This window comes from Rhizobium sp. LARHSG275 (assembly GCF_052871115.1).
Map to the genome: position 1 here is coordinate 56,329 of NZ_JBIXJN010000017.1, position 20,933 is coordinate 77,261.

The window sequence follows — 20,933 nt, forward strand, 5'->3', positions numbered from 1 at the left end:
ACCGGACACCATCCGCGGGCTTTATGCCTGAGCGTCGTCCGGACATTTCGAACTACGGAGGGCTGTGCGGAAGAGTTTCAGGCAGGAGAATGATTTATGGCCGGCGCAGATTATGGTCGGCGCAGGGGCCCGCTTGCGATCACCGGGCCGGTCGCCTGGCCGGTCGGCGAGCCGCCGAAGGGTTCGAGGCTGACGGCAAGTGTTGCGCCATCGGCGACCTGGTTGCGCAGATCGGCGGGAATGACGACTTCGCCGCTTTCGCCCGGCTGGAAAACGCCGAGCGATTTCGGCAGGCCGCTGCCCGGCACCAGCCAGAGTTCCAGCGACTTCTCCTTCGGCTTGCCGGCCGCGACCGGCACGATCTTCAGCCGGCCGCTCTGCAGCTCGTAGGAGGCGAGAAGATTGATGGTGCTGTTCTGGCCCGAAAGCGAGGCCACCAGCGGTGGCGGCCCCTGCGGCTGCGGCACCACGCCGGAGGCGAAGATGACGGCGCTGAGGGCGACGACGGCGCAGGCGAAGCTCAGCGAGCGCCAGAAAACGGCGGAATTCCAAAGCCCTTGCGAAAAGGATGCGGGCTTTTGGCCATCGCCGAAAAGCCGCGCCTCGATCTGCTTGAAGGTTTCGCGGTTCGGAACGACACCTTCATACTCGTCGTTGAAGGCGGAGAGGTTGGTTTCCCAGCGGCTGACGATCGCAGCGAAAGGCCGGTCGTGGCGCATCCGCTCTTCGACCACCCGGCGATCCTGCAACGACAGGACGCCAAGCACATATTCGCCGGCGAGAACCTCGTCGCGGGAGCGGTCTCCCTTGCTTTTGTCGGGCGATGTCATCGTTCCATGCACTCTCTCAGTTTCAAGAGGCTGCGCCTGAGCCAGGTCCGCATCGTGTTCAGCGGGACACCAAACTGATCGGCCAGTTCCTGATAGCTCAGCCCTTCGACATAAGCCCGTTTCACCGCGACCGCACGATCAGCTTCCAACTCTTCCATGCAGGTGTCAATCCGCCTTCCTTCATCCTTTGTCATGGTCTGTCTTTCCGGGTCTGGTCCGGCATCGGCGAGATCATAGACCGTATCCAATTCGTCGGCGACGGGCTTGCGCGCCCGCAGCGCATCGATCGACCGGTTGCGGGCAATCGCAGCCAGCCACGCCGAGGACGAACCCGAAGCGACGGAGAAGCCGCGAGCGCGCTGCCAGATGCTGATATAGATTTCCTGCAGGACCTCTTCGGCTTCCGTGCGATCCTTCAAGATACGCAGGCAGATCGAGAAAAGTTTCGGCCCACTCTGGTTGTAAAGGGCAACGAAGGCCCTGCGATCGCCGAGTGCGACGCGGCCGATCAGGTCTGCAATCTCATCGCCTTGCATGCCGTTCCTCATCTCAAGCTTGCATGTGCCAGACGGTAACGGCGTCCGGCTCCGCGACAGATACGAAAAACTATTGCCCGCTGGATTATTCCCTCTGTCAGAAACTTGCGATAAAAGGCCGCGAACAATTCCGCGGGGTTCCCATGAACGAAACCGAAAGCGAAATGCAGGCGCGGCTTCTGGCCAAGGCACTGCCTTTCATGCAGCGTTACGAGAACAAGACGATTGTCGTGAAATATGGCGGCCACGCCATGGGCAATCCCGAGCTCGGCAAGGCCTTTGCCAGCGACATCGCGCTCTTGAAGCAATCGGGCGTCAACCCGATCGTCGTTCATGGCGGCGGCCCGCAGATCGGCGCCATGCTGAGCAAGATGGGCATCGAATCGAAATTCGAGGGCGGGCTTCGCGTCACCGACCAGAAGACGGTCGAGATCGTCGAAATGGTGCTCGCCGGCTCGATCAACAAGGAAATCGTCGCCCTCATCAATCAGACCGGCGAATGGGCGATCGGTCTTTGCGGCAAGGACGGCAACATGGTCTTCGCCGAAAAGGCGCGCAAGACAGTGAAGGATCCGGATTCGAACATCGAGCGCGTGCTCGATCTCGGCTTCGTCGGCGAAGTGGTCGAGGTCGACCGGACGCTGCTCGATCTGCTCGCCCGTTCCGAGATGATCCCGGTCATCGCGCCCGTGGCGCCTGGCCGCGACGGCGCCACCTACAATATCAATGCCGATACCTTTGCCGGCGCCATTGCCGGCGCGCTGAACGCCACCCGGCTGCTGTTCCTGACCGATGTGCCGGGCGTGCTCGACAAGAACGGCCAGCTCCTCAAGGAGCTTTCCGTCGCCGAAGCCCATGCGCTGATCGCCGACGGCACGATTTCGGGCGGCATGATCCCCAAGGTCGAGACCTGCATCGATGCGATCAAGGCCGGCGTGCAGGGTGTCGTCATCCTGAACGGCAAGACTGCCCATTCCGTGCTGCTCGAGATCTTCACCGAGCACGGCGTCGGAACGCTGATCGTTCCCTGATCGAGGCTGCGCCCTTCACCACCAAGGGCGGATCTTTCTCACACGGGAACAGGATATCGAGGAAAGAAATGCGCCTGACAGATTGCTATAATTTTCACGATTTCCGGCGCATGGCCAAACGGCGTCTTCCCGGGCCGATATTCGACTATATCGACGGCGGCGCCGATGACGAGGTGACGTACCGGCGCAATACGGCGGCCTTCGAGGCTTGCGATCTGGTGCCCAACGTTTTGCGCGGCGTGGCCGAGGTCGACATGTCGGTGACCGTCATGGGGCAGAAGCTCGCAATGCCGGTCTATTGCTCGCCGACGGCGTTGCAGCGGCTTTTTCACCACCAGGGGGAGCGGGCGGTCGCGGCGGCGGCGGCAAAACACGGCACGATGTTCGGCGTCTCCTCGCTCGGCACGATCAGCCTGGAGGAAGCGAGACGGATCAGCAGCGGGCCGCAGGTCTATCAGTTCTATTTCCACAAGGACCGCGGCCTCAACCGCGAGATGATGGCGCGAGCGAAAAATGCCGGCGTGCAGGCGATGATGCTGACGGTCGACAGCATCACCGGCGGCAACCGCGAGCGCGACAAGCGCACGGGCTTTGCCATTCCCTTCAAGCTCAATCTTGCCGGCATGACCCAGTTCGCGATCAAGCCTTCCTGGGCAATCGACTGGTTGACGCACGAGCGCTTCCGGCTGCCGCAGCTCGAAAACCACGTCAAGATGGATGGCGGCACGTTGTCGATCAGCCGATACTTCACCGAGATGCTGGACCCTTCGATGTCGTGGGACGACGTGGCGGAGATGGTGCGCGAGTGGGGTGGGCCATTCTGCCTTAAGGGCATCATGTCGGTCGAAGACGCCAAGCGCGCGGCCGAGATCGGCTGCAGCGGCATCGTGCTTTCCAACCATGGCGGGCGCCAGCTCGACGGCTCGCGCAGCGCATTCGACCAGCTGGCCGAGATCGTCGACGCCGTGGGCGACCGGATCGACGTGATGATGGATGGCGGTGTGCAGCGGGGAACGCATGTTCTTAAAGCGCTGTCGCTGGGGGCGAAGGCTGTCGGGCTCGGGCGCTACTATCTCTTCCCGCTTGCCGCTGCCGGACAGCCCGGCGTCGAACGGGCGCTTGAGACGATGCGCACCGAGATCGAGCGCGGCATGAAGCTGATGGGCTGCACCTCGGTCAGCCAGCTCAGCCGGCGGAATCTGCGCTTCCGTTGCTGAGCGGAGCGGGATTTCATTCCGGGGCCGCAGCCTTTCGCATTAAAGCGCATCGCGATCTTTCGGATTCGCTCGTCGCGCTTTAGCTCTTTGTTTTTCGCGTGCCGTTGTCGCAAAACCGCTGCACACTTTTGCGCGACATGCTTTGGATCTGCGGCCCTCGGACTTTCGACGTCAGAGCAGGCTATAGATCGCCGCCGCCTCCTGCTTCAGCTTTTCCATCATCGACCGGTAAGGTCCCGGACCATAACTGACGCGGCCGACGCCGAGCTTTGCCAGCGCCTTCACATCGGGGGCGCCTGTTCGCATCATGATGTTGACGGGCAGCGGCGATGCCGCGCAGATCTTCTCGATCAAGGCGGGATCGATCAAGCCAGGAACGAAGAAGCCGCTGCCGCCGGCCGCCGCATAGGCCTTGCCGCGCTCGATCGCCTCGTCCACCAGACCGGCATGTTTGGAAAGATCGCTCTCGGCCAGGAAGAGATCGGTGCGAGCGTTGATGAAGAAGGGAATGCCCTTGCCTTCGGCCATGGCGCGAATGGCGCGGATGCGGGCCACCTGCCTCTCGGCCGGATAAAGCCCGCCACCGCCGATCACCTGATCCTCGAAATTGATGCCGACAGCGCCGACCTCCACCAGCTTGGCGACGTTGGCCGCCGCTCCCTCAGGCTCGGCCGAATAGGCGCCTTCGAAATCGACCGAAAGCGGCAGATCGACGACAGCGGTGATGGATTTCGCCGTCTCGACCAGCACCGACATCGGCAGCTTCTCACCGTCGGCATAACCATGGGCAGCGGCGACCGACCAGCTTCCCGTGGCAAGCGCCCTGGCGCCGGCATCGGCGACGGCCTTTGCCGTGCCGGCATCCCAGATATTGTAGAGAACAACCGGGTCGCCCTTGCGGTGCAATGCGCCGAATGCCTTGGCCTTTTCAATCTGGTTCATGCCGTCTCCTCCATGTTAGGTGCTTGTGCTCTGATCTTCTCTTCATGCCGCAGCAGCCATTGCTTGCGCCAGAGCCCGCCGCCATAGCCGGTCAACGAACCATCCGCGCCGAGGATGCGATGGCAGGGCACGATGATGGCAAGCTGGTTGGCGCCGTTGGCGCGGCCGACGGCACGCACGACCTCCGGCCTTTCCATCGCCCTTGCAAGATCGCCATAGGCGCGCGTCTGGCCGGCGGGAATCTCCATGAGCTTTGCCCAGACATGTTTTTCGAAGGGCGTGCCGCAGAGTGCCAACGGCGTCTTGAAGACTATCAGCCGCCCTTCGAAATAATCCCGGATCTCCGCCTCGATCTGGTCGATCGCCGGCGTGCGGCCGATCGCGACCGAGGAGCGGACGCGCTTCTGCAGCGCCTCGAGCTCGGTCGGCAGCGCCTTGCGGTCGTGGAATTCGAGAAGATGCAGATGCGTCTTGTCGGCAACGGCCACCATCGGCCCGAGCGGGGTGTCGAACCAGTCGGCAGAGAGTAGTTCGCGGTTCTGCGACAGCGCCGGCGCCTTGCCGACGAGTCGCTGAAAGGCCGTCCGGAAACCGCTTGGAGAGTCATATCCCGCCTCAAGCTGGGCATCGATGACGCGCGCGCCATCGGCCAGTTGCCGGGCCGCTTCGCCCAGCCTGATATAGCGGACGATATCGTGGAAGGTCATACCGAGTCCGCGTTTGAAGGCGCGGCGCACGGTCGAGGGATCGTGGCCCCGGCGCACGAGCTCATCCTCGGTCCAGCGCAGCTGCGGCTCGCGGTCGAATGCGGCAAGCAGTTCGTCGACGATCGGCTCCCTGCCCGGCTGCTCCAGCGGCCTGCAGCGCTGGCACGGGCGGAATCCCGAATGCATGCAGGCGGCGATCGTGTCGAAGAAGAGCGTATTTTCCCGCTTCGGCTTGCGCGCCGGGCAGGTCAGACGGCAGAAGATGCCGGTCGTCTTCACGCAGACATAGGCCTGCCCTTCATAATCGGCGCTGCGCGCGATCAGGGCATCATAGAGCGTATCGTCATCGGGGCGTTCGAAAAGCATGACCGCTTTCTAGCATTCCGTGCCTGCGCCGTCCGCCGAAAATCGGGCGTCTATTCTTTGTTGCCGATTTCCTTGCCGGATAAGCCGTGCCATAAGACCGCCATGACCAAGATCGACCGCACGCCTAATAAAACCGATTTCCAGCACGTCACAGACTGGGTCTTCGACCTCGACAACACGCTCTATCCGCATCATGTCAATCTCTTCGCGCAGATCGACAAGAACATGACCGCCTATGTTGCGGCACTCTTGCAGATGGAGCGGGAAGAGGCGCGCAAGCTGCAGAAGCAATATTACCTCGAGCATGGTACGACCCTGCAGGGCCTGATGATCCATCACGGCATCGACCCGAACGACTTTCTCGAAAAGGCGCATGCGATCGACTATACGGCGCTGACGCCACAGCCGGAACTCGGCGAGGCGATCAAGGCGCTGCCGGGACGCAAGTTCATCTTCACCAATGGCAGCGTCAAGCATGCCGAAATGACGGCGGAGGCGCTCGGCATCCTCGAGCATTTCGACGACATCTTCGATATCGTCGCTGCCGACTACGTGCCGAAGCCGGCGCAGGCGACCTACGACAAGTTCACGGCGCTGAAGCGGGTCGAAACCGCCAAGGCGGCGATGTTCGAGGATCTGCCGCGCAACCTGACGGTGCCGAAGGCGCTCGGCATGCAGACCGTGCTGCTGGTGCCGCGCAATCTGGAAGAGACGGTCGTCGAATGGTGGGAGAAGACTAGCGGCGAGGAGGATCATATCGATTTCGTCACCGACGATCTCGCCGCTTTTCTCCGCGGGATTATCGGCTGAAGCATTACCAAGTTTTCACTTAGCTTACCGATGTTTAACTGGGTCTTGCGAGCCTGCTGCCATATCTTCTTTCGTGAGGGGACACCTTACGAAAGGCAAACACGATGTACCGCAACAAGCTGATATTGGCAGCGCTTTCCTCCACCCTCATCTTCGGCGCCGCCGCCGGGGCAGGCTTTGCCGCACCGGGTGACGGACCGCGCCAGCATGCCGGCATGGGCCGGCCCGGTCCGGGAGCTGCCTTCCGCGAAATCACCTATGTCCGCATGCTGAAGCAGTTCGACACGAACAAGGACGGACAGATCTCCAAGGACGAGGCGACCGCCGGCGTCGACAAGATCTTCGCTGCGATCGACACCAACAAGGACGGTTCGCTGACACCGGGCGAAATCCGTGAGTACCGGAAAACGCAGATGCAAGCGATGAGAGATCAGCGCAAGCAGGAGGCCGGCGAAAACAAGGATGCGAACGCCGCACCCACGGCACCTGAAACCGCCGACAACAATGACCAGGGACGGCCGCCGCACGACGGCCACGACGGTCCTGACGGACATCGCTGGATGCGCCATGGCGGCAACTTCATGCGCGCCTCGCTGATGATGCAACGGATCGACACCGACCAGAACGGCCAGATCTCCAAACAGGAAGCCGAAGCCGCCTTCGACAAGCTGTTTGCGCGAATGGACCGCAACAAGGACGGCGTCATCTCGATCGACGACATGCCGGACCGGCCGCTTCTGTAGGGCCGGACGAACCGTTCCTCCCGCTCCATTCCCGCTCCGGCAGAAAGGAGCGGGGGGAATTGTGAATGCGTGTCGTTCGGCCGAACCGCGCTTGAGCCCTTACTCGCGGTGTTCGTAGAAATCCTGCACGATCTTCCATGCCGCTTCTGCCGTATCGACGAAGCTGATCAGCTTTACGTCGTCCGGCGCGATCGTGCCGAATTCGGCCAATGCTTCGAAATTGATGATGCTCCGCCAGAACGCCTCCCCGAACAGGATCAACGGCAGGCGCTCCATGCGGCCGGTCTGGATCAGCGTCAGGCATTCGAAGAATTCGTCAAGCGTGCCGAAGCCGCCGGGAAAGACCGCGATCGCCTTGGCGCGCACCATGAAGTGCATCTTGCGGATGGCGAAATAGTGGAAGTTGAAGCTGAGTTCCGGCGTCACATAGGCGTTCGGCGCCTGCTCGTGCGGCAGTACGATGTTGAGGCCGATCGAAGGTGCGCCCTCGTCGGCCGCGCCGCGATTGCCCGCTTCCATTACCCCGGGGCCGCCGCCGGTGACGATGACATATTCTTGGAAATTCAAGGTGGCCGAATATTTCGAGCAGAGCCGGGCGAATTTGCGCGCCTCGTCATAATAGACGGAGGCCGCCTCCAGGTTGACGCGCTGGATATCGTTGCGGGCTGCCCAGGCGCTCTGGCCGGGGGCGGGAATGCGGGCGCCGCCGAACATGACGACGGTCGACTTGATGCCGCGCTCGGTCAGCATCATCTCCGTCTTCAACAACTCCAGCTGCAGGCGGATCGGCCGCAATTCCTCGCGGCAGAGGAAATCCTCGTCGACATAGGCAAGGCGGTAGGCAGGCGACAGCGTCTGCGGCGTCTTCGGCACGGCTTCGGCGCGCTGCCTGTCGGTCGAACTGCTCTTCAGCGGGTCCCATACGCCATCCTTGCGCCGCGAACCGCCGTTTCGTCCCTTCGCCATGTCGAAATGCCTTTCAGTATTGCCGGCTTCGAAACCGGATATGTCGCTATAACGTCTTGAATCCAGGTATCATCTTGTCGGAAAAATCTTTCCGTTCTAGGGCTTCATGCTGTAGAGCAGGGTAAACCCCGCCAACCGCAATTCCGGAGACACCCCGTCTCCACGATAAAGATCGAAGTTTAAGGAATTCTCATGAGCGCCACCGACCTCGCATCCCTCGAAAAGATCATCGAAGCCGCCTTCGACAATCGCGACAATGTGAACACGTCGACGAAGGGCGAGGTTCGCGATGCGGTCGAATCAGCCCTCGATCTGCTCGATGCCGGCAAGGCCCGTGTCGCCGAACGCAGCTCCGACGGCGCCTGGACGGTCAATCAGTGGCTGAAGAAGGCCGTGCTGCTCTCCTTCCGCCTCAACGACATGGATGTGGTCAAGGGCGGCTCGGGCAATTCCACCTGGTGGGACAAGGTTCCTTCGAAATTCGAAAACTGGGGCGAGAACCACTTCCGCGCCGCCGGCTTCCGCGCCGTGCCGAACTGCGTCGTGCGCCGCTCGGCCTATATCGCCCCGAACGCCATCCTGATGCCCTCCTTCGTCAATCTCGGCGCCTATGTCGGCGAAGGCACGATGGTCGATACCTGGGCAACGGTCGGCTCGTGCGCGCAGATCGGCAAGCACGTGCATCTCTCCGGCGGCGTCGGCATTGGCGGCGTGCTGGAACCGATGCAGGCCGGCCCGACGATCATCGAGGACAATTGCTTCATCGGTGCCCGTTCCGAGGTGGTCGAAGGCTGCATCATCCGCGAAGGCTCGGTGCTCGGCATGGGCGTCTTCATCGGCAAGTCGACCAAGATCGTCGACCGCGCCACCGGCGAGGTGAGCTACGGCGAAGTGCCGCCTTATTCCGTCGTCGTCGCCGGCTCGATGCCGTCGGGCAATGCAACGATGGGCAACGGCCAGCCAGCGCCGCATCTCTACTGCGCCGTCATCGTCAAGCGCGTCGATGAAAAAACCCGCTCGAAGACCGGCATCAACGAGTTGCTCAGAGATTGATGACACCAGGACATTGATCCGGTAAACAGACGGCGTCTTTTTACGCGAGGCGGCCCCGCCTTGCCATGTCTTTGCCATTCCCGCCGGATAGTTCGACCGCTATGACCGCTACCGACCCCGTCGCCAATCTTCAGACGCTGATTCGTTGCCCCTCCGTGACGCCCGCCGAAGGCGGCGCGCTCACGGCGCTGGAGGCGATGCTTGCGCCGCTCGGCTTTGCGGTCGACAGGGTGAAGGCGAGCGAAGAGGGAACACCGGAGATCGAAAACCTCTACGCCCGTCTCGGCAAGGACGGCCCGCATCTGATGTTTGCCGGCCATACCGATGTCGTGCCAGTCGGCGACGAAGCCGCCTGGACGCATCCGCCGTTTGCCGCCGAGATTTCCAAGGGCGAGCTTTTCGGCCGCGGCGCCGTCGACATGAAGGGCGGCATCGCCTGTTTTGTCGCCGCCGTCGCCCGCCATGTCGAGAAAAACGGGCCGCCCAAGGGCTCGATTTCCTTCCTGATTACCGGCGACGAGGAAGGTCCAGCGATCAACGGTACGATCAAGCTGCTGCAATGGGCGGCCGAACGCGGCGAGCGCTGGGATGCCTGCCTGGTCGGCGAACCCACAAATCCGGACAGGCTCGGCGACATGATCAAGATCGGCCGGCGCGGCTCGCTGTCGGGCAGGATCACCGTTCACGGCGTGCAGGGCCATGCCGCCTATCCGCATCTCGCCGACAATCCAGTGCGCGGCATGCTGCAGCTGACTCACGCGCTGATGGACCCGCCGTTCGACGGCGGCACCGACGATTTCCAGCCGTCGAACCTGGAAGTGACCACGGTCGATGTCGGCAATCCGGCGACCAACGTCATTCCGGCCAAGGCCTCGGCGAGCTTCAACATCCGCTTCAACGACAGCTGGACCGTCGAAACGCTGCGTGCCGAAATCCTGCGCCGTCTTGACGCCGCCGCCCGGGATGGCGCCTTGCGGCCGGGCCGCGAACCCGTGGCCTATGATATCGTCTGGGCCGACCGGCCGAGCCATGTCTTCCTGACGCGCAACAATGCGCTGATCGCCTCGCTGTCTTCAGCCGTCGAAAGCATTTCCGGCCAATCGCCGCGGCTTTCGACCACCGGCGGCACATCGGATGCGCGCTTCATCAAGGATTACTGCCCGGTCGTCGAGTTCGGCCTCGTCGGCCAGACGATGCACATGGTCGACGAGCGCGTCGCTGTCGCCGATCTGGAGACGCTGACGGCGATCTACGAAACCTTCATCGCTCACTGGTTCGCCAATGCCGGGCTTTAGAGAGGTTCAGTATTACCTGGCCGGCCTCTGGCTGCTGATCCGGCTGGATTCGCGCGGCTTCCGCTACCTCGACATGTCCGAGCGCGGCGTCAACCGCTCGTTCTGGGCGATGGCCTGGTGCCTGCCGCCGATGGGCATTTCCTGGCTCTGGTGGCGGCAGGCCTTCCTGCGCTCTATGCCGCCGGAAGCCGATGTCGATTTTGCCTTCTATTTCAGGCTCGGCCTCGTCGAGGTCGCCAACTGGTTCGTGCCGCTGGTCTTTGCCGGGCTGCTGCTGCTTACTTTTCGCATGGGCGAGCGTTTCGCCCCGGTCGTCGTCAGCGTCAATTGGCTCGGCGTGCCGCTCTCCTATATCAACGGGCTGCTGCTGGCACTGGTGTTCTTCCTGCCCGGCTCCGTGGGCCTCGTCTCGCTGCTGCTGCTCGCCTTCATGCTGGCGCAGGTCTTCGTCCTGGCGCGCATTCTCCGGATGATCTGTCACGGTCATGCGCTGATGGTCGGCGCGATGACACTGGTGCTGCTCGTGCCATCGATGATCCTTTCGGAATATCTGCAGCACTTCCTCGGCATCTATCCTGCCTGATCAAGCCTCCGACAGATTATCGCTTTCATCGGCACCGTCATCATTAACGGTGACCGGCCTCCGGCGGTCGGGGATGACGTCGGGATAATCCACCTGCATGAAATAGAGCCCGTCCGGCGGCGCCACCGGGCCGCAGGCCTTGCGGTCGCGCGCCTTAAGCGCTGCCTCGACATCATCAGGCGTCCATTTGCCTTCGCCAGCAAGCTTCAGCGTGCCGGCGAAGGAACGGATCTGATTGTGGAGGAAACTCTGCGCCGTGGCGCGGATCTCGATCAGCTCGCCGTTACGCGTCACATCCAGCCGGTCGAGCGTTCGCACCGGGCTGTTTGCCTGGCAATGGGCGGCGCGGAAGGTGGAAAAATCGTGCCGACCGACCAGCCGCTGGGCGGCGGCGTGCATGACCTCGTGATCGAGCACCTTCGGCACCCACCAGGCCTTGCCGGCTTGAAGCGCCAGCGGCGCCCGGCGACTGACGATGCGATAGAGGTAATGGCGCCGTAGCGCCGAAAAGCGCGCATCAAAGAATTCGGGAGCCACCTCGACGTCGAGAATGGAGACACGCTCGCCGGCAATCCTCAGATGCGCGTTCAAGGCATTCTGCAGCTGGTAGGGCGACCAGTCCTTCGAAAGATCGGCATGGATCACCTGCCCCATGGCGTGGACGCCGGAATCGGTGCGTCCCGCGCCGCGCGCCGAGACCGTCTCGCCGGTCAGCGACAGCACCGCCGCCTCGATCGCGCCCTGCACCGAGGGGCCGTTCTCCTGCCGCTGCCAGCCGACATAGGGGCCGCCGTCATATTCGACGGTCATGCGGAAACGCGGCATCAGCTAAGCCTCGTGCCCGCCGCAAGCGGCGTGCCCCTGAGGAAGTCGGCCGTCGCCAGCGGCTTGCCGCCGGCCTTCTGCAACCTGGTCAGCCGCACAGCACCCGAAGCGCAGGCAACCACGAGATCGTCCGTCAGCAGTTGCCCGGCTGCACCCTGACCTTCAGCCAGTTCGGACCCCAGCACCTTTACCCGTTCCGACTTACCGCCGATCTCCAGCTCGAACCAGGCCCCCGGAAACGGCGCGAGGCCGCGGATGTGATTGTGCACATCCCGCGCATCGCGGGCGAAATCGATGCGGGTCTCGGCCCTGTCGATCTTGGCGGCGTAAAGCACGCCCTCATCCGGCTGCGGCGTCAGCGGCAGGTCGTTCATCTCGAGTTTCACCATAGCTTCCGCCATCGCCTTAGCGCCGACCAGCATCAGCCGGTCGTGCAGCTCGCCAGCGGTCATGTTCGGGCCGATCTCGACCTCGCGGGTGAGTGCGACGGCGCCGGTATCCAGACCCTTGTCCATCTTCATCACCATCATGCCGGTCTTTGCGTCGCCGGCCATGATCGCCCGCTGGATCGGTGCCGCACCGCGCCAGCGCGGCAACAGCGAGGCATGACCGTTGTAACAGCCATCCCTTGTCCCGTTCAAAATCGCTTCCGGCAGCAGCAGCCCGTAGGCAACGACGACGCCCACATCGGCATTGAAAGCACGAAACCTCTCGCGCTCCTCGGGGTCCTTGAAATTGACCGGGGTGAAGACCGGCAGGCCGAGCAGTTCGGCCGCCTGGTGCACCGGCGATTTCTGCAGATCGAGCCCGCGCCGGCCGCCCGGCCGCGGCGGCTGCGTATAGACCGCAACGATCCTGTGGCCGGCATCGACGAGCAGGCGCAGGGTCGGAACCGAGAACTCCGGGGTTCCCATGAAAATGATGCGAAGAGACATTTTATCTCGCCAATTGAGGATCAACCGTCTTCAAACGGATTTACGAGCTTGAGATCAAGCCCCTCGAAATCTCGGGTGTTGCGGGTCGCAAGCGTCGCGCCGTTTGCAAGGCAGATGGCGGCAATCATGGCATCCTGGACCGAAATCGGCCGCCCCATGTTCTCGCGTTTCTCCCGCAAGCGACCGGTTGCCATGGCCGTTTCCAAATCCCAGCCGGCGATACGATCGCGAAACTGGCCTTTCACCAAATTCTCGATCGCGCGAGAGAAGCGGTCCGATCCTGTCTTCAAGAAAACCCTTTCGGCTCCGTAAATCTGCTCCATCAAGCCAACCGTGCAAAGCCAGATTCTCGAACCATCCTGCCGCAGTATCCAGGCCTTCACGTTTTCATTCGGCAATGGCCTGGCGAACTCGGAAATCACATTCGTATCGAGAACGATCATTCGAAATCCTCGAACGGCCGGCCGAAATCGTTTTTCCGCGCCGCCTCGATTTCGTCCATGATTGCAGCGAATTCATCGTCTACCGCGTTTTCGCCGACGAAAGCGGCGCGTATCGCTTCATAGGCCGACGAAGTCTCTGGCTTTGCTTCGGTTTTTCTTTTCAGCGCTTCCCGCAAAAGCTCCTTGGCCTCGTCAGAAAGGCTGTTTCCGCTCCGCTGCGCCGATTCCGCAATGTCTCGCTTCATTGCCTCGGAAATATTTCTGATCAGAAAATCACCCATTCGGCACCTCCGTCATGATATCAGTGATATCATAGTGCCTCGCTGGCAAATTTTCAACGCAGCGTCAGAGCGCCTTGGACTTCGCTGCCTTGGTGAATTTCTTGATCACCATCTCCCGCTTCAGCCGCGAGATGTGATCGATGAAGAGCACACCGTTCAGGTGGTCGATCTCGTGCTGCAGGCAGGTGGCGAGCAGGCCGTCGGCTTCCACGGTCTGTTCCTTGCCGTTGCGGTCGAGATACTTGACCGAGACGGTGGCCGGGCGTTCGACCTCGGCATAATAGTCTGGAATCGAAAGGCAGCCTTCCTCATAGACGGAGCGCTCGTCGGAGGATGTCAGGATCTCCGGATTGATGAAGACCTGCGGCTGCTTTTCCTCGCCCTCGCGCGCGATGTCGATGACGAGCATGCGGCGCGGCACGCCGATCTGGATGGCGGCAAGGCCGATGCCCGGTGCGTCGTACATGGTTTCCAGCATATCGTCGGCAAGACGCTGCAGGTCGGCATCCACCCGCTCGATCGGCTTGGACAGCTGGCGGAGAACGGGATCGGGAAGAATGATGAGTGGCTTGATGGTCATGGCGTTCCCATAACCCATCTTTTCCGACTATGGAATTATCCGGCAGGCGGGGAATACGCTTTTTTGCATCCCCGCCTGGAATTTTGCCATATTGGCCTCAGGCAGCCCGTCGAGCAGCACCGGCGGAACGTCCCTCCGGCCGGGCGCGGAAGCGCCGCAGCAGCTCAATCAGGCTCTCCACCTCATCCTTGAGCCGGCGGGTTTCTGCCGAGGAGTGCTCGACCATGTCCGAATTCTGCTGGGTGATCACACCCATGTTGCGGACGGCGAGGCTGACCTCGTTGACGCCGGTCGCCTGATCGCGGGCAGCCGCGGCGATATCGGCGACGAAACGGTTGATGATATCGATGCGGCTGATCATATCGCTGAGCGCCTCACCGGTGCTGGAGACGATGCCGACGCCCTCGTTGACTTGGGTCGAGCTCTGCGAGATCAGGTTCTTGATCTCCTTGGCGGCTTCCGCGGTCCGCTGGGCGAGTTGGCGGACTTCCTGGGCGACAACGGCAAAACCCTTGCCGGCATCGCCGGCGCGAGCCGCCTCGACACCAGCGTTCAGCGCCAGCAGGTTGGTCTGGAAGGCGATCTCATCGATGACGCCGATGATCTTGGAGATCCCGGTCGAGGATTTCTCGATGCCGGCCATCGCCGAGACGGCGCTGGTGACGAGTTCGCCGGAGTTCTTCGCCTTCTCTTGCGTCTCGCGCACGGCGGCCGAAGCGTTCTCGGCATTGGCGGCCGTCTGGCCGACGCTGACAGACAGCTGCTGCAGGGCGGCCGAGCTCTCCTCGACGCCTGCCGCCTGCTGGGCGGTTCGTAGCGCCAGATCGTTGGTCGCATTGGATATAACGTCGGCGCCGCTCATGATATGGCCCGAGGTCTCGCGTACGGAGGCGAAGGACTGGCTTAGCGCCCTGACGGCGCGGTTGTAATCCTCGGCCATCTGCCTGAAATTGCCCGGCAGGTCGGACGGCAGGGTGGCTTCAAGATCGCCTTTCGACAGCGCTTCCAGACCGCGGCGCAGCTGCTCCAGCGCGATCGCCTGGTCGGATTCGGCCTGGGCGCGCTCTTCTTCCAAGGCGCGACGCTTGGCTTCGAGCGTTTCCAGATAGACCGAGATGGAATAATCCATGTCGAGCATGCCTGATTTGATGACGGCCGACAGCTTCTCGGCCAATGCCTTGCCCTCTCGGCGCGCAAAGATCGACGGCCACTGCTTCTCCATGATGCCTTTGACGAGCTCGGACATGACGATGGCGTAACCGCCGATATACCAGCGCGGCTCCAGCCCGATGCGGGCGTGGGTGCGGCCGACTGCGGTCACGCCGTTGACATAGCTCTCATCGAACGCGCCGCCGGCAAGATTGGCCCAATGATCCTGCTGGCGCTTCTTGGCATGGCCGACGTGATTCTTATCGGCGAAGAAGCCGGCGACAGCAGGGGTCTTGGCGATCTTGGCGTAGAATTTGTCGAGGGCGCCGCCGATCAGCTCTGATATCACAGGGCGCAGATCCCGCATCGACTTGCGCGCCGCCTCATCCAGTTCGATGAAATCGAGGCGCTGCCTGAGGGCATTGTCGGTCTGCTGGGCGGTCATGGAGGTCTCTGTACTTGGCGCGGCGCGGGACGGAATTTCTGCGCCGCAGGTTTTGGCCAATATGGTTGAGCAATCGTTAAATCGGACGGCGATTTCTTCTCGCCGAGCGAGAAGAGCGATAGCGTGCGAGGATATTGCACGCCGTCCATTCCGTTCACGTTTTGATCTATATATCGCCGTTTCTTCTGTTATGCTTGCCGTATGACCATCCATTCCGAATCGCTCGCCCTTTCCCTTGCCTCAATCAGTCCGGCCATGCTGGCGCTTGCCGGCGGCGTTCTCGCCGCCCTCGCCCTGCTGGTGATCGTGCTTCTGCTGCGCGGCGCCAGCCTTCGCCGCGAGCAGGCGGAGGAAGCGAGGTTTCGTGCCGAGGAAAACGAAGCGCGGATGGCCGAGCTTTTGAAGATCCAGGCGGAGATGCAGGGCCGCATCGCGGCGATGACCGAGGTCTTCGGCGCGCGGCAGAGCGAACTCAACCAGACGATCAGCCAACGCCTCGACGGCATGTCGCAGCGCATGAGCTCGACGATCACCGAGCAGACGAAATCGACGCATGAGAACCTGCAACGGCTGCAGGAGCGGCTGGCGGTCATCGATGCCGCGCAGAACAATATCCAGACGCTCGCCAAGGATGTCGTCGGACTGCAGGCCATTCTGTCCAACAAGCAGACGCGCGGCGCCTTCGGCCAGTCCAGGATGGAAACGATTGTTGCCGACGGTCTGCCGATGGGCGCCTACGCCTTCCAGCAGACGCTGTCCAACGGTTCACGGCCGGACTGCACGATCCGTATGCCGAACGGCGCGCCGCCGCTGGTGATCGACGCGAAATTTCCGCTCGAAGCCTGGAACGCGATCCGCGATGCCGGCAGCCCCGAGGCCGGCAAGATCGCCGGCCAGCAGTTCCGCCGCGATATGGAAATCCATATCCGAGACATTTCCGAGAAATATCTAATCCAGGGCGAAACCCAGGATACGGCCTTTCTCTTCGTGCCGTCCGAATCGATCTTCGCCGAGATCCACGAGCACTTCGAGCCGGTGGTGCAGAAGGCGCACCGCGCCCGCATCGTCATCGTCTCGCCGTCGCTGCTGATGCTGTCGATCCAGGTTATCCAGGCCGTGCTCAAGGATCAGCGCATGCGGGCGCAGGCGCATCTGATCCAGGGCGAGGTGGCGATCCTGATGGACGATCTCAGCCGCCTCGACGAGCGGGTGCGCAAGCTGCAGGGCCATTTCGCCATGGCGCAGAAGGATATCGACATGGTGGTCACGTCGGCCGACAAGCTGACCAAACGCGGCGCCAGGATCGAAGCGCTGGAATTTGAGGCGGGCGGCGGCGATGCACCCCCCGCCCGCGACGGCGAGGCCGCGGCCAAATCGGTAGAAAGCCGCACCGGTCTTCTGAAGCTCCGGGTGGTTGACGAGGAGTGACCGGTTCGGGCAGTGTCTCGGCCGCATGAAACAGTAGGAGCATGATGTCGGCCGAAAACCGATCACACTTTTCGGCATCATGCTCTAGAAGACGGGACACATTTCATGATCACAGTTTTCGGGTCCATCAACATGGATCTCATCGCCACGACCGAGCGTCTGCCGAAGCCCGGCGAGACGGTGGCCGGCAACGGCTTTGCGACGGCCGCCGGCGGCAAGGGCGCCAACCAGGCGCTGGCAGCGCGGCGCGCCGGCCGCTACGTGCATATGGCCGGCGCCGTCGGCAAGGATGCTTTCGCTGCGGAGGCGCTGGCCCTGCTCGATGATGCAGGCACCGACCTTTCCCTCATCAACCATGTCGACGGTCCGACAGGCACGGCGCTGATCCTTGTCGGCGGCGACGGCGAGAACATGATTGCCGTCGTTCCCGGCGCCAATGGCCAGGTCACGCCTGCCGATGCAGAGACGGCGATCGGCCGCATGAACGAAGGCGATATCCTGATGCTGCAGCTCGAAGTGCCAGCTGCTGCCGTCGAACGTGCGCTGTCGGCCGCCCGCGCCAGGGGCGTCACCAGCATTCTCAACCTCGCGCCGCTGATCCCCGATGCGCCGCGTCTCGGCCGGCTTGCCGATATCGTCATCGCCAACGAGACCGAGTTCGAGCGGCTTGCCGGACAGGAGGGCATGGACGCCGAAGCACGCGAGGCAGCCCTTGCGCGCCTGCATGCGGAGACGGGCCAGACGCTGATCGTGACGCTCGGTGCCGACGGGGTCATCGCCATCCGCGACCGGGCGATTTCACGAGCGCAGGGTCTCAAGATCGAACCTGTCGATACGGTCGGCGCGGGAGACACGTTCTGCGGCTATTTCGCCGCCAGCCTCGACGACGGCCTCGATTTTGTCTCGGCGCTGCGCCGTGCGGCGGTTGCCGGTTCGCTCGCCTGCCTCAAGGCCGGGGCGCAACCTTCGATCCCCTTGAGCGAGGAAGTCGCAGACAGGATATAGGGGCGTCTCTTTGCGAAACCGCCGGCAAAACTCCCTGTAATTCAGGGCGTTCCGGCGATTTTCCTTGTCTCGATCGATCGAGTTTCATTCAAATTTAAGAGATTTCCGGCGATGTTCCTCATGGCCGCCGGTTCCCTGCGCTTTTGGAATCCAGCTGTCGACTGCATAATTCCTTAAATCGGAATCGATTTAAGGATAAAATTATGCAGCCATTCAAAGTGCTACAGCGTCCTTTGCGCGTCTCGAAAAGACGCACGGCGCTGTAGGCGGCTGCCCCATGATCGGGCGAGCCTTCGCTCCTGCGCCGGAGAATGCCCGTTCGGCGCACCCTTGCCCGAGGACCCCATGTTCATTTTTCGCATGAAATCGCTTGCCGCGAAACTCATCGTCATCACCGGTATCGCCATCGCGCTTGTTCTCATCGTTTCGAACTTTTTCCTCATCGGCCAGACCCGGGATCGCGTCCAGACGCTGACGATGGATCAGGCCAACCTCGAGGCAAAATCGATCGCCAATGAAATCGCCGCCAATGTCGGCGAACTCGCCAGCGCCGCGCGCACCATGTCGGGCGTCATCGGCCGCGGCCATGAAGGCAAATCGCTCGACCGCAAGGGCATGATCAACGTTCTGAAAGCCAATCTCGAGCAGAACGCCTTCGCCTTCGGCAGCTGGTTCTGCGAGCAGCTCGGTGCGCTTGACGGCAAGACCACCGAGATCGCCAACAATAATGACGAAGGCACCAACAAGAACGGCGCCTTCACGCCCTACTGGTCGAAGACCAAGGACGGCGGCATCCAATATTCGACCTTCGACAATGATTATACCGCCGCATGGTGGAAGCTCGCCGCCGACAGCGGCAAGGGCGCGATCACCACGCCCTATATGGCCGAGGGAACGGACGTGCCGACGCTGCTGACCTCGATTGCCTATCCGGTCATGTCTGGCGGCAAGATGATCGGCGTCGGCGGTGTCGATATTTCGCTGAAGTCGCTGACCGACAAGCTGCAGGCGCTGCATCCTTTCGGTTCGGGCCGCGTCACGCTGCTGTCGCAGGCCGGCAACTGGATCGTCGCGCCGATCCCCGACCTGATGACCAAGGAATATGACGGCGAGGGCGCCGACATCGTCAAGACGGCGCTGTCGAGCAAGCAGCCCGGTCTCGTCAGGGATCTCACCTATGACGGCCTCGATCCCTTCGATCGTGTCGTCTATCCGTTCGCGGTCCCCGGCGTCAACGCCACCTGGGTCGTGCTCGTCGACGTGCCGCACACGGCAATCAACGCGCCGGTGCGAGACCAGACCTACGTCATGATCATCAACGGGCTGATCGTGCTTGGCGCCGTCATGCTGGCGCTCTATTTCGCGGTCCGCTCTTTCGTGCAGCGGCCGCTCGGCGGCCTCGTCGCCAGCGTCAAGGCACTGAGCGACGGCCAATATGGCGAACCAATCGCCGCCCAAGATCGCAGCGACGAAGTCGGTTCGGTCGCCAAGGCGCTGGAAGGCTTCCGCTTCACGCTCGCCGACAGCCGCCGCCTCGAAGACGAGGCCGCCGACCAGCGGCAGGCCGCCGAGACCGAGCGCAGCCGCTCGGAATCGGAACGCCAGGAATCGGTGTCGCTGCAGCGCCATATCGTCTCGATCGTTGGCGCCGGCCTTTCCGCGCTGTCGCAGGGCAATCTCAGTCACCGCATCACCGACGAATTCCCCGGCGAATACGGCAAGCTGAAACAGGATTTCAACGCCGCCCTTGCGAGCCTCGAAGAGACAATCAACACGATGAACCTCAGCGTCGCCAACATCGGCTCCGGCACCGGCGAAATCAGTAACAGCGCTTCCGACCTCGCCAAGCGCACCGAGCAGCAGGCAGCAAGCCTGGAGGAGACGGCGGCGGCGCTCAACGAGCTCACCGCGCAGGTCGATTCCAGCGCCGAGAATGCGCGTACGGCAGCCGACAACGTCAACCTCGCCTGCCAGGATGCGGAAAAGTCCGGCGAAGTGGTGCAGAAGGCGATTGCCTCGATGCGAGGGATCGAACAATCTTCGACGGAGGTTTCGCGGATCATCGGCGTCATCGACGAGATCGCCTTCCAGACCAACCTGCTCGCTCTGAATGCGGGTGTCGAGGCGGCGCGTGCCGGGGAAGCCGGCAAGGGTTTTGCCGTCGTCGCCCAGGAGGTGCGTGAACTCGCGCAGCGTTCGGCCAATGCCGCCAAGGAAATCAAGACGCTGATAAACACCTCGGCCGTCCAGGTCAAGGAAGGCGTCGATCTCGTCGGGCGCGCCGGCGGCACGCTGCACAAGATCGCCGAACAGGTGATGGGCATCAACGACCTCATCCGGCAGATCTCGGCATCGGCCAGCGAACAGGCTGTCGGCTTGAAGGAAATCAACCAGGCCATGAACCAGATGGACCAGGTAACGCAGCAGAACGCGGCGATGGTGGAGGAAGCGACTGCTGCGAGCGTCGCACTCAACGACGAGGCACAGACGCTGAAGCAGCTCGCCACCCGCTTCAATGTCTCAGGTTCGAGGAACGCCGCAGCGCTTGCCTCGGTCGCACAAAAGATGCGGGCGCCGGCAGCCGCGGCCCCTTCGCCTCGCTCCCCGGCGGTCCGTCGCTCCGTTGTTCCGTCGCGCGGGTCCGCGGCCGTGGCGCAAGACAGCTGGGAAGAGTTCTGATCGTCCAACCCCGTAATGTAAAAAGCGCCTGAGAGATCAGGCGCTTTTTACATTCGAGAATAGATGCGTTATCGCGCGGCGTGC

At 62.4% G+C, this 20,933-nt stretch carries 21 protein-coding genes; 10 read left to right on the forward strand and 11 right to left on the reverse strand.

Features of this window, described 5'->3' with window-relative positions; genetic code table 11:
• Positions 1-110 precede the first annotated feature (110 nt).
• On the reverse strand, positions 111-830 hold the full coding sequence (locus ACIPSK_RS22540) for an anti-sigma factor (RefSeq protein ID WP_162115374.1): 720 nt from the start codon (positions 828-830) through the stop codon (positions 111-113).
• Positions 827-1,366, reverse strand: a complete 540-nt coding sequence (locus tag ACIPSK_RS22545; protein ID WP_162115375.1) for a sigma-70 family RNA polymerase sigma factor — start codon at positions 1,364-1,366, stop codon at positions 827-829. Before ACIPSK_RS22545 ends, ACIPSK_RS22540 begins: the two co-directional genes overlap by 4 nt.
• A 143-nt stretch (positions 1,367-1,509) precedes the next feature.
• Between ACIPSK_RS22545 and argB the strand changes: the two genes are divergently transcribed.
• Both argB and ACIPSK_RS22555 read left to right on the forward strand, forming a co-directional pair.
• Positions 1,510-2,397, forward strand: a complete 888-nt coding sequence (gene argB, locus ACIPSK_RS22550; protein ID WP_018068726.1) for an acetylglutamate kinase — start codon at positions 1,510-1,512, stop codon at positions 2,395-2,397.
• Between the two features lie 68 nt (positions 2,398-2,465).
• Positions 2,466-3,614: an alpha-hydroxy acid oxidase gene (locus ACIPSK_RS22555; RefSeq protein ID WP_162115376.1), complete on the forward strand. Its 1,149-nt coding sequence runs from the start codon at positions 2,466-2,468 to the stop codon at positions 3,612-3,614.
• Positions 3,615-3,785: 171 nt separating this feature from the next.
• On the opposite strand, the gene ACIPSK_RS22560 is transcribed toward ACIPSK_RS22555, so the two are convergent.
• A complete protein-coding gene (locus ACIPSK_RS22560) occupies positions 3,786-4,556 on the reverse strand; it encodes an isocitrate lyase/PEP mutase family protein (RefSeq protein ID WP_162115377.1) in 771 nt (256 codons plus the stop codon).
• Positions 4,553-5,629, reverse strand: coding sequence for a bifunctional transcriptional activator/DNA repair enzyme AdaA (locus tag ACIPSK_RS22565; protein WP_162115378.1), 1,077 nt, complete (start codon positions 5,627-5,629; stop codon positions 4,553-4,555). Before ACIPSK_RS22565 ends, ACIPSK_RS22560 begins: the two co-directional genes overlap by 4 nt.
• 102 nt (positions 5,630-5,731) lie before the next feature.
• Here ACIPSK_RS22565 and ACIPSK_RS22570 point away from each other — a divergent pair, with 102 nt between their 5' ends.
• Entirely contained in the window at positions 5,732-6,439 is a 708-nt protein-coding gene (locus tag ACIPSK_RS22570) for a pyrimidine 5'-nucleotidase (RefSeq protein WP_162115379.1), read from the forward strand.
• Positions 6,440-6,543: 104 nt separating this feature from the next.
• Positions 6,544-7,182, forward strand: a complete 639-nt coding sequence (locus tag ACIPSK_RS22575) for an EF-hand domain-containing protein (protein ID WP_162115380.1) — start codon at positions 6,544-6,546, stop codon at positions 7,180-7,182.
• Between the two features lie 99 nt (positions 7,183-7,281).
• Here ACIPSK_RS22575 and ACIPSK_RS22580 read toward each other — a convergent pair whose 3' ends face one another.
• Positions 7,282-8,148, reverse strand: a complete 867-nt coding sequence (locus ACIPSK_RS22580; protein ID WP_017966774.1) for an LOG family protein — start codon at positions 8,146-8,148, stop codon at positions 7,282-7,284.
• A 192-nt stretch (positions 8,149-8,340) separates the two neighbouring features.
• Between ACIPSK_RS22580 and dapD the strand changes: the two genes are divergently transcribed.
• The 3 genes from dapD (at position 8,341) to ACIPSK_RS22595 (ending at position 11,079) form a co-directional block, all read left to right on the forward strand.
• Positions 8,341-9,201, forward strand: a complete 861-nt coding sequence (dapD, locus tag ACIPSK_RS22585; protein ID WP_162115381.1) for a 2,3,4,5-tetrahydropyridine-2,6-dicarboxylate N-succinyltransferase — start codon at positions 8,341-8,343, stop codon at positions 9,199-9,201.
• Between the two features lie 101 nt (positions 9,202-9,302).
• A complete protein-coding gene (dapE, locus tag ACIPSK_RS22590) occupies positions 9,303-10,496 on the forward strand; it encodes a succinyl-diaminopimelate desuccinylase (protein ID WP_162115382.1) in 1,194 nt (397 codons plus the stop codon).
• Positions 10,483-11,079, forward strand: coding sequence for a hypothetical protein (locus ACIPSK_RS22595; RefSeq protein WP_162115383.1), 597 nt, complete (start codon positions 10,483-10,485; stop codon positions 11,077-11,079). Before dapE ends, ACIPSK_RS22595 begins: the two co-directional genes overlap by 14 nt.
• Here the strand turns inward: ACIPSK_RS22595 and truA are convergent, their stop codons facing one another.
• The 6 genes from truA to ACIPSK_RS22625 all read right to left on the reverse strand — a co-directional run bounded on the left by truA (position 11,080) and on the right by ACIPSK_RS22625 (position 15,737).
• Positions 11,080-11,904: a tRNA pseudouridine(38-40) synthase TruA gene (truA, locus tag ACIPSK_RS22600; protein ID WP_162115384.1), complete on the reverse strand. Its 825-nt coding sequence runs from the start codon at positions 11,902-11,904 to the stop codon at positions 11,080-11,082.
• Complete coding sequence (fmt, locus tag ACIPSK_RS22605; protein WP_446532969.1) at positions 11,904-12,839, reverse strand: methionyl-tRNA formyltransferase; 936 nt, start codon at positions 12,837-12,839, stop codon at positions 11,904-11,906. The genes truA and fmt overlap by 1 nt, the downstream gene beginning before the upstream one ends.
• 20 nt (positions 12,840-12,859) lie before the next feature.
• On the reverse strand, positions 12,860-13,282 hold the full coding sequence (locus ACIPSK_RS22610) for a type II toxin-antitoxin system VapC family toxin (RefSeq protein WP_162115386.1): 423 nt from the start codon (positions 13,280-13,282) through the stop codon (positions 12,860-12,862).
• Positions 13,279-13,563 (reverse strand): FitA-like ribbon-helix-helix domain-containing protein, encoded by a 285-nt coding sequence (locus ACIPSK_RS22615; RefSeq protein WP_162115387.1) that lies wholly within the window; start codon positions 13,561-13,563, stop codon positions 13,279-13,281. The genes ACIPSK_RS22610 and ACIPSK_RS22615 overlap by 4 nt, the downstream gene beginning before the upstream one ends.
• 64 nt (positions 13,564-13,627) lie before the next feature.
• Complete coding sequence (gene def, locus ACIPSK_RS22620; RefSeq protein ID WP_162115388.1) at positions 13,628-14,143, reverse strand: peptide deformylase; 516 nt, start codon at positions 14,141-14,143, stop codon at positions 13,628-13,630.
• A gap of 97 nt (positions 14,144-14,240) precedes the next feature.
• Positions 14,241-15,737: a globin-coupled sensor protein gene (locus tag ACIPSK_RS22625; protein ID WP_162115389.1), complete on the reverse strand. Its 1,497-nt coding sequence runs from the start codon at positions 15,735-15,737 to the stop codon at positions 14,241-14,243.
• A 201-nt stretch (positions 15,738-15,938) separates the two neighbouring features.
• On the opposite strand from ACIPSK_RS22625, the gene ACIPSK_RS22630 reads away from it, so the two are divergent.
• From ACIPSK_RS22630 to ACIPSK_RS22640, 3 genes are all read left to right on the forward strand, one after another.
• The gene (locus tag ACIPSK_RS22630) at positions 15,939-17,165 is read left to right on the forward strand and encodes a DNA recombination protein RmuC (protein ID WP_162115390.1); all 1,227 of its coding nucleotides are present in this window, start codon (positions 15,939-15,941) and stop codon (positions 17,163-17,165) included.
• Between the two features lie 105 nt (positions 17,166-17,270).
• Positions 17,271-18,170, forward strand: a complete 900-nt coding sequence (locus tag ACIPSK_RS22635; protein ID WP_162115391.1) for a ribokinase — start codon at positions 17,271-17,273, stop codon at positions 18,168-18,170.
• Positions 18,171-18,515: 345 nt separating this feature from the next.
• Positions 18,516-20,849, forward strand: coding sequence for a methyl-accepting chemotaxis protein (locus tag ACIPSK_RS22640; protein ID WP_162115392.1), 2,334 nt, complete (start codon positions 18,516-18,518; stop codon positions 20,847-20,849).
• Positions 20,850-20,933: the final 84 nt, after the last annotated feature.

Excerpts from the sequence above, each read along its gene's own strand:
- ACIPSK_RS22540 (WP_162115374.1), bottom strand. The coding sequence starts at position 830 with ATGACATCGCCCGACAAAAGCAAGGGAGACCGCTCCCGCGACGAGGTT.
- ACIPSK_RS22545 (WP_162115375.1), bottom strand. The coding sequence starts at position 1,366 with ATGCAAGGCGATGAGATTGCAGACCTGATCGGCCGCGTCGCACTCGGC.
- argB (WP_018068726.1), top strand. The coding sequence starts at position 1,510 with ATGAACGAAACCGAAAGCGAAATGCAGGCGCGGCTTCTGGCCAAGGCA.
- ACIPSK_RS22555 (WP_162115376.1), top strand. The coding sequence starts at position 2,466 with ATGCGCCTGACAGATTGCTATAATTTTCACGATTTCCGGCGCATGGCC.
- ACIPSK_RS22560 (WP_162115377.1), bottom strand. The coding sequence starts at position 4,556 with ATGAACCAGATTGAAAAGGCCAAGGCATTCGGCGCATTGCACCGCAAG.
- ACIPSK_RS22565 (WP_162115378.1), bottom strand. The coding sequence starts at position 5,629 with ATGCTTTTCGAACGCCCCGATGACGATACGCTCTATGATGCCCTGATC.
- ACIPSK_RS22570 (WP_162115379.1), top strand. The coding sequence starts at position 5,732 with ATGACCAAGATCGACCGCACGCCTAATAAAACCGATTTCCAGCACGTC.
- ACIPSK_RS22575 (WP_162115380.1), top strand. The coding sequence starts at position 6,544 with ATGTACCGCAACAAGCTGATATTGGCAGCGCTTTCCTCCACCCTCATC.
- ACIPSK_RS22580 (WP_017966774.1), bottom strand. The coding sequence starts at position 8,148 with ATGGCGAAGGGACGAAACGGCGGTTCGCGGCGCAAGGATGGCGTATGG.
- dapD (WP_162115381.1), top strand. The coding sequence starts at position 8,341 with ATGAGCGCCACCGACCTCGCATCCCTCGAAAAGATCATCGAAGCCGCC.
- dapE (WP_162115382.1), top strand. The coding sequence starts at position 9,303 with ATGACCGCTACCGACCCCGTCGCCAATCTTCAGACGCTGATTCGTTGC.
- ACIPSK_RS22595 (WP_162115383.1), top strand. The coding sequence starts at position 10,483 with ATGCCGGGCTTTAGAGAGGTTCAGTATTACCTGGCCGGCCTCTGGCTG.
- truA (WP_162115384.1), bottom strand. The coding sequence starts at position 11,904 with ATGCCGCGTTTCCGCATGACCGTCGAATATGACGGCGGCCCCTATGTC.
- fmt (WP_446532969.1), bottom strand. The coding sequence starts at position 12,839 with ATGTCTCTTCGCATCATTTTCATGGGAACCCCGGAGTTCTCGGTTCCG.
- ACIPSK_RS22610 (WP_162115386.1), bottom strand. The coding sequence starts at position 13,282 with ATGATCGTTCTCGATACGAATGTGATTTCCGAGTTCGCCAGGCCATTG.
- ACIPSK_RS22615 (WP_162115387.1), bottom strand. The coding sequence starts at position 13,563 with ATGGGTGATTTTCTGATCAGAAATATTTCCGAGGCAATGAAGCGAGAC.
- def (WP_162115388.1), bottom strand. The coding sequence starts at position 14,143 with ATGACCATCAAGCCACTCATCATTCTTCCCGATCCCGTTCTCCGCCAG.
- ACIPSK_RS22625 (WP_162115389.1), bottom strand. The coding sequence starts at position 15,737 with ATGACCGCCCAGCAGACCGACAATGCCCTCAGGCAGCGCCTCGATTTC.
- ACIPSK_RS22630 (WP_162115390.1), top strand. The coding sequence starts at position 15,939 with ATGACCATCCATTCCGAATCGCTCGCCCTTTCCCTTGCCTCAATCAGT.
- ACIPSK_RS22635 (WP_162115391.1), top strand. The coding sequence starts at position 17,271 with ATGATCACAGTTTTCGGGTCCATCAACATGGATCTCATCGCCACGACC.
- ACIPSK_RS22640 (WP_162115392.1), top strand. The coding sequence starts at position 18,516 with ATGTTCATTTTTCGCATGAAATCGCTTGCCGCGAAACTCATCGTCATC.